At 33.7% G+C, this 16598-nt stretch carries 10 protein-coding genes; 1 reads left to right on the forward strand and 9 read right to left on the reverse strand.

All coding sequences use genetic code 11. From position 1 onward, the window contains the following. Nucleotide 1 precedes the first annotated feature (1 nt). The 3 genes from kduI to HNP35_RS11800 form a co-directional block, all read right to left on the reverse strand. Nucleotides 2-841, reverse strand: coding sequence for a 5-dehydro-4-deoxy-D-glucuronate isomerase (gene kduI / locus HNP35_RS11790; RefSeq protein ID WP_184161925.1), 840 nt, complete (start codon nucleotides 839-841; stop codon nucleotides 2-4). Nucleotides 842-939: 98 nt separating this feature from the next. Beyond that, on the reverse strand, nucleotides 940-2256 hold the full coding sequence (locus HNP35_RS11795) for an MFS transporter (RefSeq protein ID WP_184161928.1): 1317 nt from the start codon (nucleotides 2254-2256) through the stop codon (nucleotides 940-942). Between the two features lie 47 nt (nucleotides 2257-2303). Further along, nucleotides 2304-3770 (reverse strand): MFS transporter, encoded by a 1467-nt coding sequence (locus tag HNP35_RS11800; RefSeq protein WP_184161931.1) that lies wholly within the window; start codon nucleotides 3768-3770, stop codon nucleotides 2304-2306. 446 nt (nucleotides 3771-4216) lie between these two features. On the opposite strand from HNP35_RS11800, the gene HNP35_RS11805 reads away from it, so the two are divergent. Further along, nucleotides 4217-5116 (forward strand): alpha/beta hydrolase, encoded by a 900-nt coding sequence (locus tag HNP35_RS11805; protein ID WP_246453492.1) that lies wholly within the window; start codon nucleotides 4217-4219, stop codon nucleotides 5114-5116. Nucleotides 5117-5200: 84 nt separating this feature from the next. Here HNP35_RS11805 and HNP35_RS11810 read toward each other — a convergent pair whose 3' ends face one another. The 6 genes from HNP35_RS11810 to HNP35_RS11835 form a co-directional block, all read right to left on the reverse strand. Next, a complete protein-coding gene (locus HNP35_RS11810) occupies nucleotides 5201-5848 on the reverse strand; it encodes a porin family protein (protein WP_184161936.1) in 648 nt (215 codons plus the stop codon). Between the two features lie 64 nt (nucleotides 5849-5912). Then, nucleotides 5913-12068, reverse strand: a complete 6156-nt coding sequence (locus HNP35_RS11815) for a M4 family metallopeptidase (protein WP_184161939.1) — start codon at nucleotides 12066-12068, stop codon at nucleotides 5913-5915. 83 nt (nucleotides 12069-12151) lie between these two features. Beyond that, on the reverse strand, nucleotides 12152-12289 hold the full coding sequence (locus tag HNP35_RS11820; RefSeq protein WP_184161942.1) for a hypothetical protein: 138 nt from the start codon (nucleotides 12287-12289) through the stop codon (nucleotides 12152-12154). 164 nt (nucleotides 12290-12453) lie between these two features. Further along, on the reverse strand, nucleotides 12454-14082 hold the full coding sequence (locus HNP35_RS11825) for a tetratricopeptide repeat protein (protein ID WP_184161945.1): 1629 nt from the start codon (nucleotides 14080-14082) through the stop codon (nucleotides 12454-12456). A gap of 115 nt (nucleotides 14083-14197) precedes the next feature. Next, on the reverse strand, nucleotides 14198-15817 hold the full coding sequence (locus tag HNP35_RS11830) for an arylsulfatase (RefSeq protein ID WP_246453494.1): 1620 nt from the start codon (nucleotides 15815-15817) through the stop codon (nucleotides 14198-14200). A gap of 45 nt (nucleotides 15818-15862) precedes the next feature. Next, nucleotides 15863-16582 carry a DUF2490 domain-containing protein gene (locus tag HNP35_RS11835; protein ID WP_246453496.1) on the reverse strand — a complete coding sequence of 240 codons (720 nt, stop codon included), beginning with the start codon at nucleotides 16580-16582 and terminating at the stop codon, nucleotides 15863-15865. Between the last annotated feature and the right edge of the window lie 16 nt (nucleotides 16583-16598).

Here is a 16598-nt window from a genome sequence, read left to right on the forward strand (position 1 = left end):
CTTATCTTAAATCTGTGATTTTACAAACATCCATATCTCCGTAATCTAGGTTTTCACCTGCCATTCCCCAGATAAAAGTATAATTACTAGTTCCTGAACCAGAGTGAATTGACCAAGGCGGAGAAATTACTGCTTGGTGATTGTTCATCCAGATATGTCTCGTTTCTTGAGGTTGTCCCATGAAGTGACAAACTGCTTGATTTTCTGGAATGTCCAAATAAAAATAAACTTCCATTCTACGATCGTGAACGTGAGCTGGCATAGTATTCCAAACACTTCCTGGCTTCAATTCTGTCATTCCCATTTGCAATTGGCAAGTTGTTACCACGCTTCCAATAATCATTTGGTTAACCGTACGATGATTTGCCGTTTCCATTGTTCCTAATTGTAATTTATTAGCTTCTGCTAAACTTACTTTCTTAGTTGGATACGTTGTGTGTGCTGGCGCAGAATTTAAATAAAATTTAGCTGGATTATTTTTATCATCACTTTTAAAAACAACATCTTTATTTCCTGCTCCGATATACAAAGCATCTTTAAAACCTAATTCATAAGTTGTTCCTTCAACTACAACAGAACCACTTCCTCCTACATTAATAATTCCAAGCTCTCTTCTTTCTAAAAAATAAGGCGCTTTTAAAGGATCGATTGTTTCAAGTGGCAAATCTCCTTTTACAGGAACTGCAGAACCTGCAATATATCTATCATAGTGAGAATAAACCAACACCACTTCATCCTCCTGCATTAAGTCATCAATTAAGAATTCTTCTCTCAATTGTTGCGTGTCATATTTTTTTACTGCTTCTGGACTTGACGCGTATCTTGAACTATATTTTGTCATAATTTTAAATTAATGTAATCGATTGCACAAAATTATATTTTTATATTTAAATAGCATAATTGAAACGAAAAAAATATTTCAATTGCCTGTACTTTTCTTTATAATTCGACTTTTTTCATTCGCGGAACCAACAAATGCATTATCAGCCAAGCCAATAAATATGAGGCACCACAAATACAGAACATAATAAAATAACCCGTTTCTACTTTTCCTAATTTGGTGTAGTACACAAACATATTTTTTTGAACTAAAAGTGTCAACAAAATTCCTCCAAGAGCACCAAACATCCCTCCTAAACCTGTAACAGATGCAGTCGCTTTTTTAGGAAACATATCTGAAACTGTAGTAAAAATATTTGCACTCCACGCTTGATGTGCTGAAACTGCTAAACCAATAACCAAAATGGCAAACCAAATATTTATTGTCCCTAATTGCTGTGCAAATAAAACAGGCAGAACTGCTAAAGCATACAACAGCATACTCGTTTTTCTTGCTTTATAAGCTGGCCAATTTTTGTTTATTAATCTTAACGGAAGCCATCCACCGCCGATACTTCCAACACTTCCGATCATGTAAACCAATGCGCAAGGCCAGATAATTTCGGTTGCTGTCAGTTTATACTGTTTCATTAAGAAATCTGGCAACCAGAATAGGTAAAACCACCAAACTGGATCTGTCAATAATTTTCCGATTGCAAAAGCCCAAGTTTGTCGAAAGGAAAGCAATTTAATCCATGAAACTTTTTCTTTCGATTCTGGCTCAACCTCTTCAATTTTATCAGAAGTAATATATTCTAATTCCGCTTGTGATAAACGTTTTTGTTTTTGAGGCACTTCATAAAATAGAAACCATAAAGCCAACCAAATAAAACCAACAATTCCTGTTATAATAAAAGCCCATTGCCAACCATATTTTTCTGCAATATGAGGAACAGTTAACGGAACTATAATTGCTCCAATATTACTACCCGAATTAAATATTCCAGTTGCTAATGCTCTTTCTTTTTGCGGAAACCATTCGGCGGTAGCTTTTATTGCTGCTGGAAAATTTCCTGCTTCTGTAACTCCCAAAAATACACGAGCAATTAAAAAACCTCCAGTTCCAGTTGCTAATGCATGCCCGATTGCCGCTAAACTCCATAATCCAGTTGCAATAGCGTAGCCTAATTTGGTTCCTAACTTATCAATAATTCCACCTGCAACCAGCATTCCTAATGCATAGGCAATTTTAAATGCCAATTCAATATTCGAATAATCTATAACTTCCTGTTCGGGAGTCCAATGAAAAGCTTCTGCCAAAAAAGGCCGAAGGTAACTTATTACATTTCTATCCAGATAATTGACAGTTGTAGCAAAAAAAACTAAACTGCAAATAGTCCAACGGTATTTTCCTATTGCTGCATTAGCTTGATTCATAATTTATTTGGTGGTTTAGGTTGGTTAGTTAGTTTTTGAAAATCTTTTTATAGATCTGTAATCGGACTGTATTTTGGAACCAATGTTTTCATTACAATCCAACCTGTTAAGTAACAAACTGCACAGATTGAGAAAATGATAAAATATCCCGCTTCAATACCTTTAAATCCAAGAAAAACCATTTCTGTATCTTTCGCATAATCAAACAGAACCCCAGATCCTTTATTGATTAACGTTGATCCAATTCCACCTGCTAAACCTCCAATTCCTGTAATAGTTGCAATTGCTTTTTTAGGAAACATATCTCCTACTGTAGTAAAAATATTTGCCGACCAAGATTGGTGAGCAGCTCCTGCAATTCCGATAATAATTACCGGAACCCAATAACTAATATACCCTAAAGGCTGTGCCACTAAAGCCAATAACGGAAAAAATGCAAAAATCAACATCGATCTCATTCTTCCCTCATATGGGTTCATGCCTTTTTTCTCAACAAAATAAGTTGGAAGCCAACCGCCAATAATTGATAATAATGTAATTAAATAAAGTACAAATAAAGGCAATGCTGCTTCTGTAGAATCCATTCCGTAAACAGAACTTAAATAGGCTGGTGTCCAGAATAAGAAAAACCACCAAACACCGTCTGTCATAAATTTACCAAATGCAAATGCCCAAGTTTGTTTGTATTTAAAACAATCTACTAAAGAAACTTTTCCTTTAGCTTCAGGTTTAAAGCCCATTTTACTATCTTCAATATCATCTTGCTGGATATAAGCTAATTCTTCTGCAGAAACTTTTGAATGTTTTTCTGGTTTATCGTACATAAACATCCAAAATCCCATCCAAACAAATCCTAAAGCTCCGATGATGATAAATGACATTTCCCAACCAAAAGATTTCGCAATAAACGGAATTGTAATTGGCGCCGCTAAAGCCCCAACCGTTGCTCCTGCATTGAAAATACTAGTTGCAAACGCTCTATCTTTTTTAGGAAAATATTCTGCTGTGGTTTTAATTGCCGCTGGAAAGTTTCCTGCTTCTCCAACCGCCAAAACAAAACGAGCAAAAATAAATAAAGCAACACTTACATTGATTACCAATGCTGTATCGCTTATTGTACTAATAATTTCTTTTGAACCATGAAACCCAACAAACCAATCTCCTGTAATAATTCCTGAAGTTGCAATTCCGCAAAATGCGTGAAGACAAGCTCCAACTGACCAAATTCCGATTGCCCAAAGAAATCCTTTTTTAGTATCAAGCCAGTCTACAAATCTTCCTGCAAACAATAATGAAACAGCGTAGAAAATAGAAAATAATGCTGTGATATTTCCGTAATCGTTATTTGTCCAATGAAATTCTGGCGCAATAAAATCACTCCAGGTTAAAGAAAGCACTTGTCTGTCAAGATAATTAATTGTAGTTGCAAAAAACAATAAGGCACAAATACTCCAACGGTATTTTCCTGTTGTCTTAATGCTTTCATTTACTGCAACTGTTTCGGTTTGATTCATAGTTAGTGGGTATTATAGTTTTGTAATTTTTGGTAATCTTAATAAAACAATTGACTCCTGTTTAAAAATATTAAAAATCAACAAATTAACACCTTCAAACAGAAACAATGTAATCGATTGCACAAATATAGTTTTTAATCTCTACAATCCAAATAAATTGTATAAAAAATTATTTTAACTATTTAAATTAATAGATTACATAAAAAAAAGAATACAAAATTACACATTAAACAATATATTTGTTAAAAGCTATGAGGTGAAATTCATCCTTTTTATGGGGCAAAATTGTACTGAAAAACATGGTTTTTATCTATTATTTCTACTAATTTTAGATACTTATATCAATTGTTACATTTCCAGTTCTTCATCATAATAAAACATTGTAAAACAAATAATTAACTATCAAATTGAAAACTAAAAAACAACCATTTTACAAAAGAATAACATTGAGTTTTATTCTTTTTTCAGGAATATTTTGTTCAAATGCTCAGAATCAAGTAATTCCGCTTTGGAATAAAATTCCAGATGAAATAAAAGCACCAGATTATAAAGAAAAACCTGAACTGAAAGATGGAAAAATGCAAAGTACAAGTCAGGTTTCTGTACCAACACTAAGTATTTTTATTCCTAAAGAAAGTAAACCAAATCAAACAGCAGTAGTTATTTGCCCTGGAGGAGGTTATTCGCATTTAGCTTTTGATAAAGAAGGAGCAAAAGTTGCCGAATGGTTTAATAGCATCGGAATTGCAGCTTTTGTATTGAAATACAGACTTCCAACAGATTTAACTATGAAAAATAAAAATGTTGGTCCGTTGCAAGATGCTCAGGAAGCAATTCGTTACGTAAGGCAGAATGCAGCAAAATGGAATATTGATCCGAAGAAAATAGGGATTTTAGGTTTTTCTGCTGGAGGACATTTAGCTGCTACAGCATCAACACATTATGATGATAAAGTCTATGAATCTGCCTATAAAGTAAGTGCGCGTCCTGATTTTTCTCTTTTGATTTATCCAGTTATTTCTATGGAAAATGAGATTACGCACAAAGGTTCACAAACTAATTTATTAGGAAATAATCCTTCGCAAGATTTAATAGATTCATTTTCTAATGAAAAAAAAGTTACAGCACAAACTCCTCCTGCATTTCTAATTCATACTACAGATGATACTGTTGTAATGCCAGAAAATAGTATTAATTATTATTTGGCTCTAAAGAAAAATGGAGTTACAGCGGAGTTACATTTATATGAAAAAGGTGGCCACGGATTTGGATTAGGCGTAAACGACACAAGCAAATTCTGGACAAGAGATTGTATCGAATGGCTTAAAGTTAATGGCTACAATTAAAATACTACTGCTTTTAAAACAACAAAAAACCACTCTTGTATAAGAGTGGTTTTAAAAGAGATATGAAGAGGTTTGTTACTAACTCTACTTAAAAAAATAACCAACGGTTACTTGAAAAATTCTATTCTTCATATCACTATTAATACTATAATTGGTGTTTGAAGTCACCTCTTTAAACACATCTGTATAAGACATATTGTATCTTACATCTGCATAAAATTTGTTTTTAAACTGATAACCCAATCCGAAATTGACAGAAGCATCTACTCCATTTGAGTAATCTTTCAAATCCATTTTTTCATGGTTGTCATAACCTAAAAAGTTATCTTGATACTTATTATTTGCTTTTAGCAAAATTCCAACTTGAGGTCCTGCCTGTACACTTAAACCTTTCAATACATAATATTTCAACATTACTGGAACATTTAAATAATTTAAAGAAAGAGTGCTTTTGTAATGTGAATTTTCAACCTCAGCATCAGAATAAGATAATTTCATTCCTTGCTGACTATACAAAAGTTCGGGCTGCACAAAGAAGTTTTTTGTCAAAGGAATTTCAGCCATCAAACCAACTGTAAATCCGTTTTTGTTTGATGAATTCAATTCATTTTCATCAAACGTTAGGCTCGAAATATTTAAACCTGCTTTTACACCTAGTTTCACTTTTTCGGTCTGAGCTGTTAAACTCGCACATACTAAAAATGCACATACAATTAGCTTTGATTTTTTCATTGTATTTATTTGTTTTTAAGAAGGCAGTCCTAAAAATCAGAACTGCCGATTCTATCTTTATTTTTTACTTTTTAATAATCTTAGCGGTGTATTTTTTACCTTGAACTATACAATCTAAAATATAAACTCCAGTGCTTAGCTGACTTACATTTACATTTGAAGGAACAGCGCTATACGTTTTACTCCACACGGCATTACCTTCCATAGAGTAAATTTTGATTTCAGCTTCTCCTTCTGCTTTTTCAGCCAAGAAAATGTTCACATCGTCTACTGCTGGATTTGGAAAAACTCTAAAAGCATTTGTTAATTTTCCGATAATTAAACCTTTAGAATCTATTGGTGCCGACATGCTGTTACATCCGTTACTATTTGTAGTTTCCAGACTATAACTTCCTTCCCAAATGGCAACAATTGTTTTTTGCGTTGCATTTGGAATAATTCTTCCATTTAAATACCATTGATAAGAAGACGCTTCTGTTACAGATTCAATTTTCTTTTCTCCTGCCGCTTGGATTTCAGGTGTTTTATTTTCTAAAATCGTAACTGAAGTAGTAAAGATTTTACCTAAACCGTTTTCATTATAAACTGTTACGTAATAATCACCACTTTCTGTAATAGTATAAGTTGGATCTGTAGAACCGTCAAACCATTCGTAAGATTTGTATTTTCCAGGATTTAAAACAACTTCTGGTCCACATTGCGAACCGCTTTGTAACTCCGAGTCAAAAGTGTCAAATGTAACATTTACTTTTTCTGTCAACGTACAACCATTTTCAAGAACCGCTGTAACGATGTAATCGCCTGGTTTAGTTACTACAATATCACTTGTTGTTTCTCCAGTATTCCATTTGTATGAAACTGCATCTAATTCTTTGATTAATAAATTAGTTTGAGCATTAACATAAACACTTTTACCAGCATATCCATGAATTGATGCATTATCAAACAATTTGAAATCACCAGAAACTCCTTGATAATAATAATTTTCAATTGTATTATTTTGATCAATAATATCGCCTTCTAGTTTGGCAGTGAAATTAAATATGTGCGAATCATCGCTTTGATCTAATTTTGGCTGTTTTTTAAAAATATACTCAACACTTCCACCAACTGGAATTCCAGCTTCTACAGTTTCTGAAATAGATTCTGAAGTATTCAGATAATCTATTTTTACTTGAATGCTATTTTCTTTAATCGCAATCTGACCTTCGTTGCTTAATCTCACTTTGTATTCCTGACTTCCACAAACATCTTTTGGAGATAAAATCTGCATGGCAACATCTGTAACTTCATTGTTAAATATTTTTAAATCATCTAAAACCATATAAGAATATCCTGCAGCTTTTGCATGTCTAAAACGGAACATTACTGATTTTCCTTTGTATTTAGTGATGTTCAATGAAGCACGTTTCCATTCCGTATCTACATAACTTCCTTCCTTATTTCTTCTCCATAATTCTGTCCATTCTCCTCCAGCAGTTTTAATATCAACTAATAAAATATCATTAACATTACTCTGCATTGCATAATAAAATTCTACAGCAGAAGCTTTTTCAGATAATTTATACATCGGCGAAATTAATTCACTGTAATATGATAAATTCTCTAAAGAACTATACAACATATTTTTTGCTGTATCGCCAGTATGATCTTTTTTAGGAACAGTTAAATTCACGTTATCTGGAGCTGTTACAACTCTCCAAGGATAATTATCATCACTTTGGCTAGAAACAAATCCTTTTTGTCCAAATAATGAACCAGCTGGAAGATTTGAATAAGTTTCGACGCTTAATTCTGGTGCGTTTGCAACTACTTCGAAAGATCCTTTTATGATCTGAGCATTCTCTTTAGATTCATCTGGAGTATAGGCTTTTATAGCAATTTCATATTTTCCTGCAGTTAATTGCGGCAGACCAGCCAAATTATAAGTAATAGTTTGTCCAACTAAAATGGCTTCATTTTTTTCAACCAAAATTGGACTTCCAACTGCATTGCCATTCTGGCTAACTTGATATTCGAATGTAAATTTATTTACTTCTTTGTAAGCACCATTTCTTACGTTTACAGCAAATTCGTGAGAAGGAGCATCTTCGTAAACCGTCTCTGGAACGCTTAAATTTGTAAGTCTTAAATTCGTTTTAGTTTCTTTAATTTCGATATTATCTACCGCAAAACCATTTGCAAAAAGTCCGTTGTCATTTTGCACAAATGCTATCATTACGCAAGATTTTCCAGCATATTCACTTAAATCAACTCCATATTCCCACCAAGCACCATAATACGGCATTTTAAATACTTCTTTCCAAGTTTCACCACCATCTGTACTTACTTTTACAAATCCATCAGAAAGGTGTTGTGAATCTCCAAAACCATCAAAAGTCAAGTGTGCCGATTTGTAATTGGTCAAATCAAATACTGGCGAAACCAACATATCGTTTGCTGCGTCACAATTGCATTTATCGTCATTACTTGCCATGAATTTAGTATGATCTGCGATAAACCATCCCGGCGAACCTAAATCTGCACGTAAACCATGATTCCATCCTGCTGAACCTACATTTTCAAAAGTTCTCCAACCTTTATATTTACTTGCATCTTCAAAATCCATTTTATAAGGCAGAACAGAAACTTTTAAATCTTCGTTATTCCAGTTATCATAAGTAAGTGTAATGGAGTTGTTTCCTTGTTTAACATCTTGAGTCATGTCTTCTGGAAAAACAGAAACCGTAACCGTATGTGTTCCTACATTTTTTAAAACAATGTTTGAAGTAGAATAACTGATTGTATCTTTAAACTTAGTAAAGTTCAAAGTAGTTAATTCTGTTTTAGAATAAACTTCATTTTTTGCTGCATCAAGAATTTTAGTCGTAATGTTTACGCGTTGACTTCCTGCTATAAAGTTGTTTGTAATTTTACTAATTACAGTTACATTGCTATTATCAACAGTACATTTTCCCGCCTCCAATTTTGAAGACAATAATTGCAAATCGTAAGGTGCATCACTAACGCGAACATTATCTACGAATCCTCCAATGAAACCATCATTATAATCATCTGTTTTTACACGGAAACGAATTGCAACTTTTTTTCCTGCAAGACTATTTAAACGTATTTGATAAGGATCTTTCTTCAGAACTGTATTTATTCCTGTAAACCATCCTCCATCAAATAAATCACTTAAATGCTTAGTTTCCGGGTAATTTACATCTTCAACTTTTTTCCAGTTTTGTCCTTTATCTTCAGAATATTCAACAATTAATCCATCGTATCCTGTATGCAATAAATAGTACAAATCGAATTCTGCATAAGGAGAAGCAACATTTGTAAAGTCAAAAATTGGTGATTCTAATACAAAATCAGAATTAAGAGCGACTTTATCAGTTTCTGTAAAATCTTTCATTCCCCAAACATATTTTGATTTAGTATCTCTAAAAGATGGGGCAAAAGTCTGAAACAAGAATTTTTGATTTTTATTTGATGATAATGATTTAGAATTCCAACCTCCAGGTGTTCTTTCAAAATCCTGATAGTATGGCAACTGTGTTACAATACCGCTGTATGCCGCATTTAGAATACTATTGTTTGTTGTAACAGGATCTTGAGCCAATGTTACGTATCCTTCGTAAGTATGTAAACCAAGGGCAGATAAATCGAAAGTATTATCAAAAGGAATTGTCATTTCTGATCTTCCTTTAAGACTTGTAGCAAGCGTAACATCTTTCCAAACCGCTGTACTTCCCGGCGCTGTATCAGTATATCCAACTTTAAGCACAGTTCCCGCCGGAATATCAGCACAGCCTAAATTAAAAATTGTAATTCCCGATTGGTAATTTGAAGGAAGTGCATTTCCAGTATAAGTAGGCATGCTCAATCCTGTAACTTTAAGATCAAAATCTTTTTGAGCGACTGGCACAACTAAGTTTGAAATGAAAGTATATCCTTCTTTTGCTCCAAACTCTGTAATAGGATTTAAGTCTACTTTTACTTCTACGTAGTTTGTTGCTCCATTTCCTTGATAAGGAATTTTACACTTTAATGCTAAAACTGTTTCTTCGCCAGGGCTTAAATCCTTAGCAAAAGGAACTTTTCCGTCATAAGTATAAAAAGTAATTAATCTTCCAAGTGCACTTGCCATAGCTCTTAATTTGAAATTCAAATTTTCGTCAGCTTTAATTACAGTGCTTCCAGTATTTTTTATTTTCACATAAAATGGTTCTTCTCCTTTTAAAGGACCACATGGAACCGTAGGATTTTCAACAGAAACCAAAAGGATTTGTTTTTCTGCATAAGAAGGCCCAACTCCAATAGCATACCAAGCATTTGTAACTTGTTTGTATTCTTCAGAACCTAATCCGTATAAATCTTCTGTGGCCAATAAACTCGCTTGACGCATTGCCATAAAGTTTGAAGATGGCGATAAATACTCTGTAAGTGTTGTATAAGCAATTTTTTCAGCTTTTGCTAAACCAATTCCTTTTACATTATAACTGTTATTTAAATCATTAACACCTTCTCCACCTTCAACTAAAAGATAATACCAATAATTAGTAATTCCGCTGTTTTGATGAACTCCACCATTGTCAACACTTGTATTTGCAGGATTTGTCCAAAATTCTCCTCCGTAAGTATCTGGTTGCCCTGCCGCTTTTGGATTAGACATACTTCTCAAACTTCCGTGTTTGTACAATTCGTCACCAAGCATCCAGATATCATTTTTAGAATCTTTGCCAGCGTAAAGCTCGATAGAGATTCCAAAAATGTCACTAAACGACTCGTTCATTGCTCCAGATTCTCCCTGATAAATTAAACCGGCAGAGAATTGAGTTACAGCATGAGTCATTTCGTGTCCTGTAATTCCTAAACTCACAAATGGCTGATTGTCTCCATCTCCAAACTGCGCCCATCCGCCTGTCCAAGAAGCATTCTGAACATTTGTTCCTAAATGTGCCAATCCAAAAATGGTCATTCCTTCATTATCAACACTATTACGGTCAAATTTTTCTTCGTAGTAATTTAAAGTCGTTTGCAATCCCCAATGAATATCGATTGCAGCTTCATCGTGATCTTTATTGTATAAATCATTCCAGTTATTATCTTCATCGATATATTCTGTAAGAACCTCATCCGAAGCATGCTCTGCGTGATTCATATTTAAAGTATAAATTGGCACTTTATATTTTCCTTCTAAAGTTTCCAATCTATAACCATCTGCATATTGAGTTGTACCAAATGTTACATCTCCAGCAAATCTTGCTTTTCCTTTTCCAATAGCAGCTCTACCGTCAGCAACTGGTGAAGAAGACGAACGAACATCTCTGTTTAAATCAATTTTTAAAATGATTTTTCCTGTATTCGCATCAACATAAATAGTTTGGCTAGACTGCGGATTTGTCGCAAAAACATCGTATTTCCAAGCCAAATGATATTCCTTCAAATCTGAAGAAAAATTAGGACCGACATAAACTAATTCTCCTTGCGGTTTTGTGCTTATTTTTTTATGTACTAAAGGCGTCAGTTTTTTGCTTTGCCAAACATATTCTTTAGCATTTACTTCTTTTAAAGCATTTTCTAAACCTTGAGAAGCATTTATTTTATAATTGCCACTAGTTGGAAGCTTTTTAGAAGTTTCTCCAAAAGCGTCAATTTTAGTTTTATTTTCTCTAACCTTATAAATTGCTCCTTCTACAGGAACAGAATTATGCAATTGCTGATAAGTCGCCAACTTTCTGCCATGCTTTTCAGAAACCGATTTCAACTGCATTTTGTCTGAATTAGACAATTCAAAATCTTCTTTTCTTACTTCAAATACATTTCGTATTGTAAGGCTCGAAGATTTAGCAAAAGATTTCACTTTTGTACTATCTGAAGTCGGAATGGTTTGAGCAGTTCTAGCCGTTGTACTGCTTTGGCTTTTATTGAAAAACTTTTGACTTTCCTGTATTCTTTTATTTACAGCATCGCTTTCTTCTTGCGAAAGTGTTGTGCCTTTTACACTTTTTTCAGTCAAAAGAGGATTAGAATCTTCTTCTTGGCTAACTGTAGAGCTAGCCGTTTTTTGATAAACTTGATCCTTTTTTTGAAGTCCTACCGACGATCCTAATGTCGTCTGTACATTTGCAGTTTTGTTTTTTGGTAAAGGTGACTGTGCCATTCCAACGGAACAGACCAGTAAACCTAACAAAAGAAACAAATACCTGGGTTTAGAGTAAATCTGGTTCATTTTTTTTAATTTAAAATTAGTATTAAGGCTGCGAGTTAATAGTAAAATGGTTCGCAGAAAACCACAAAAGCAAGTCCTTAGAATCAATTCGGCGGTTGATTCTTAGAACTTGCTTTCGTTATTTTTTGTAAAATTTTTAAGAGTGCGCTCTTCTTTGTTTTTGTTTCTTCTAAAAGCTCTTCAAGACTTTTATTCGACTCTTCTTTTTTATTCGTATTCATCCAAACTTAAATTTTGCATTCGGTTTGGTAAAAATAGAATGGTGCTATAAGGTTCGAAAAAAAAGGACTAATGCAAAAACACTCGCAGACAAAATTGAAGCATTAAAAAAACACTCATTTAAAAATAAAAACAACTATATCAAATAGTTATATTTAAAATTATTTTACAATGATTCTCCTTTAAAACTGTTTAAATAAGTGGAAAGATTTACTTTTTCATTCGTTAAATCGAACTTTTTACGCAATCTGGTTCGGGCGTTTTCTATCGATTTAAACGATTGTCCTGTAATCTGAGAAATTTCTTTTGTAGTTAGATCTAAATATAAAAGGGCGCAAAGTCGTCGCTCTTTTGGAGTAAGTGTTGGGTAATCGATGGTCAATTTATCAAAGAAAGATTTATGAACCTGCTCAAAACTGATTTCAAATTCTTTCCAGATATCGGTATTCAAATCTTTTTCTAGACGTTTTAAGACAATATCAATTGCCTGCTGTAATTCTTTGTTGGGTGTTTTGAGTTTGATCTTTTTAAGATCGGTCAGGATTTCATTGATGTTATCAGTGCGATGAATTTCGGCCATTGCTTTACCGACCAAAACCATGTTTTTAGCTTCGAGACTTTGTTTTAATTCTTGCTCTTTAGCTTTTAGCTTCTCTTTTTCGAGCTGATTTTTAATATTTCTGTTTCTGTATCGAATCAATAAGAGAATTAAAGATAAAATTCCGATAACCAATATCAGTCCGGTTACATAATACTTGAATCGTGTTTTTTCTTCAACCAATTTCTGAATCTGACTTCTAACTTTATAATCTTGTTCGAGTCTTATTCTTTCTAGATTTACTGCTTTTTGCTCAATGTTAATACTGTCACTTATTTTGTTGTACTGCTGAAAATAGTAGACGGCATTTTTATAATCTCCTTTGCTTAAATAAGCATCATAAAGCATTTTGTTCAAACGCATACTAGAAAAACCAAATGATTTTTCTTTATTAAATTCTAATGCCAGTTTTGCATTTGCAATTGCTAAATCCAATTTTTTCTCTTTCAGATTGTATTCCGAAAAAGCTTCATAAACAAATGATTTTAGTGAATTTTCTTCAATAGAATTCAACACAGAGAACGCTTTTTCAAAATAGAGATTCACATTTTGCTTATCATTTTTTAAGATATATGCTCTAGCCAAATTGGTGTAGATATAAACTGTCAACGTTTTATCTTTCAATTTATCAGTAATTGCATTGGCTTTCTGATAATAATACAAAGACGAATCGGCATTTTTCTCCAGATAGATAGTTCCTATATTATTGAGAATCTTTACCAGCTTAGCAGAATCTTTCTTCTCTTTTTGATACTTGTAGACATGAGCGAAAAATTTCAAAGCTTTTTCCTGATTATTGCTTTTAGCATACAAAATTGCCAGATTATTTTCTACTCGTGCCGCTTCCTCAATATTATTTTTTTCTTTATAAATATCATACGCCTTTAAATAGTATTGTAAAGAAACATCTAAAACATCTTTTGAATCATAGACCTCGCCAGCGGTTGTATAAACACTTGCCAAAGCTAAATCTGATTGTGGTGTTTTTTTTGCTTCTGCTTCTGCCAATTCAATATACTTTACAGCTCTTTCCCAATCTGTAGATTTAAGACTTAAAGCTATTTTTCTGCATAATTCTACCTTTTTATCGTGATCCTCAATAGTATTTAAACTATCTATTAATTCTTGTGTTGAAGATTGAGAATGAATAGATAGAGAGAAAAAAAATAGAAATAAAAAGAATAAACGTGGTATCATTGGTAATAGATCTTAAGGGGTCATCAAAATTATATAAAAATAATTCTTAGCAATAAAAATAAAATCCCATTCCAAACGAGAAACGGGATTTTAAATTGTAATTAACCTTTTTAAATTATTGTTTAGGATCAACACTCAATGGAGGAAGATTGGTTTTCTTTTCATTCATCATTTTTTTAACCTGCTCAATAGTTCTATAACGTTCGATCTGCATTTCTCCCGTAAAAGTTTCACTCTGAGGTGCTCTTGGCGGAGTTTTGGCATAAGTTTTCATTAAATCTGCAATCGCTTGATTAAAGATTATAGCGGTCCATGTTTTCTCTGTCCAGCTATTCATAAACAAATCGTAACGTTCTTGCGGATCTTGCCAAAGATTGTAAATAGCTGGTATGGTAGCAATATAAGTTTCGTCACCTCTCCATCCAAGCTGTTGTCCGGGCGCATCACTGCCAGCTATAGCCCCATTATCTCCTCGTGTATTAAAAACTGCTTTAAATTTTCCAATACGTACAGCTCCAGGTGATAATTCAGCTTCAGTAAAATAGAACCATTTGTCACGAAGCGGTGTGCCTTTTTTAAACAAAACATTAGACATATCATAACTATCAAATACCATATCAACACCTGCTCTATCTTTTGTTGGAAGTTCTACGCCAGCGAGACTAGCAAATGTTGCCATTAAGTCAAGCCCACCAACAATATCGTGGCTTTGACTTCCTGCCTCGATTTGCCCAGGCCACCAAGCAATAGCAGGAACTCGGCTACCTCCTTCTCGGTCTGTTCCTTTACTTCCTCTGAATGGAGTGTATCCAGAATCTGGATGCACATCTTGCCAAGCACCATTATCGACTGTATAAATTACTATTGTATTATCAGCAATTCCTAAAGAACGAATCTTGTCCATGATACGTCCTACATTATAATCCATTTCTACTACAGCATCTGAATATTTACTTTTTCCTGGAGATTTACCAACAAATTGTTTAGAAGGCAAGTTTGGCTGATGGTTTTTAGCAAAATTGATACACATAAAAAATGGATCTTTACCTTTTCCATATTCATCAAGTTGCTTCAAATTATTCTCCACCATCATCATATCAAGCTCTGCAATATTCTCTTCTGTAACTTTGCTTATCTCACGGGCTTTTCCACCTGCTTCGCCTTCTAAAATACCGGTAGTCACTTTTTTGAATAAAGCCAGCATATCAGGAGACATTTCTGGGTTCCATGACTCAAAAGCATAAGTATAGGCATTCAAATGATAAAGCACTACATTTTGCATTTTGTCAAAACCATGAGCAATTGGCATGGCATAATCCGCTTCGCCTAAATGCCATTTTCCTGAGAAATAAGTTTTATAATTTGCTTTTTTAAGTACTGATGCCAAGGTCCATTCTTCTTTTGGCAGTCCGCCGCCTTGTCCTTGAAAAGCAACGGTTGTCATACCGCTACGATTTGGAATACGCCCTGTCAGCATTGCTGCTCTTCCAGGAGTACAGCTAGGCTGCCCATAAAAAGACCAAAACTGCATTCCTTCTTTTGCCATTCTATCCAGATTTGGCGTTGGCATTCCTCGTCCGACACCTCCTCCATAAACTCCTAAATCTCCCCAACCCGTATCATCGGAAATTACCATAATAATATTAGGTTTCTTTTTTGTTTGTCCGTTTATAATTCCAATAAAAATAAAACAGAACAAACTTGCAAAAATTAGTCTTAAGTTACTTTTCTTCATGATTTTTAAATTTAATTATTATAGCTGTTTTCGTTTGTTACATTCCTAATCAGCACCGCCATCGACACTGTCAAAAGTTTCTCTTTCTTTAGGTCTTATACTATATTTTAAGGAAACCATTGGTCCATAGTAAACATCAAATTGACTTCCATTTGTTCGAAGTTGCATCTGACCTATTATGCCTGATAAAAAATGAAGATTAGGAGTTATTCCGGCTGTATAGTATACAGATAATCTAAAAATGTCAAAATGTTCTTCGGCATAATCTTTCTTGGCAAACTTGAGCATAAGCTCTGTGTAATAACCAATATTTGGAGCTAAAAAAATAGGTTTCTCTCTAGTCTGTCGCAGGTAATGATTGACTCCAAATCTTGCCCTCAATCTTGGAATTACTTGCTGCTGCCCGGTTCTATCATCGAAAAATTTCGTTTCAAAACGCACTTGTTCAAAAAGTGAACCTTTCGGCATAGCTTGAGTATAGGTTCCCATAACAATTAACCTATTTTCAAGCGTTTTATAATTTCCCATTTCTTCTACTGCATATTTTTGATTATGGGCATATCCAAGCCACAATTTCATATTCTTAAAACCTGAATAAACTATCCAAGGTCTAACTACAACACGCTGCGTATACTCGAACGGATTAGTGGTATTATATGCTCCTTGCGTAACCAATTGAAAATCGACCTGACCACTTAAGTGCCATTTATCATATATCGGAAAAGCAAGATCTCCTTCAGAAATGGAAGCAGGAATGAAACCCATAGTATAAGGTGCATCT

The sequence above is a fragment of the Flavobacterium notoginsengisoli genome (genome assembly GCF_014207905.1).
Taxonomy (GTDB): Bacteria; Bacteroidota; Bacteroidia; order Flavobacteriales; family Flavobacteriaceae; genus Flavobacterium; species Flavobacterium notoginsengisoli_A.

Excerpts from the sequence above, each read along its gene's own strand:
- kduI (WP_184161925.1), bottom strand. The coding sequence starts at position 841 with ATGACAAAATATAGTTCAAGATACGCGTCAAGTCCAGAAGCAGTAAAA.
- HNP35_RS11795 (WP_184161928.1), bottom strand. The coding sequence starts at position 2,256 with ATGAATCAAGCTAATGCAGCAATAGGAAAATACCGTTGGACTATTTGC.
- HNP35_RS11800 (WP_184161931.1), bottom strand. The coding sequence starts at position 3,770 with ATGAATCAAACCGAAACAGTTGCAGTAAATGAAAGCATTAAGACAACA.
- HNP35_RS11810 (WP_184161936.1), bottom strand. The coding sequence starts at position 5,848 with ATGAAAAAATCAAAGCTAATTGTATGTGCATTTTTAGTATGTGCGAGT.
- HNP35_RS11815 (WP_184161939.1), bottom strand. The coding sequence starts at position 12,068 with ATGAACCAGATTTACTCTAAACCCAGGTATTTGTTTCTTTTGTTAGGT.
- HNP35_RS11820 (WP_184161942.1), bottom strand. The coding sequence starts at position 12,289 with ATGAATACGAATAAAAAAGAAGAGTCGAATAAAAGTCTTGAAGAGCTT.
- HNP35_RS11825 (WP_184161945.1), bottom strand. The coding sequence starts at position 14,082 with ATGATACCACGTTTATTCTTTTTATTTCTATTTTTTTTCTCTCTATCT.
- HNP35_RS11830 (WP_246453494.1), bottom strand. The coding sequence starts at position 15,817 with ATGAAGAAAAGTAACTTAAGACTAATTTTTGCAAGTTTGTTCTGTTTT.
- HNP35_RS11835 (WP_246453496.1), bottom strand. The coding sequence starts at position 16,582 with ATGGGTTTCATTCCTGCTTCCATTTCTGAAGGAGATCTTGCTTTTCCG.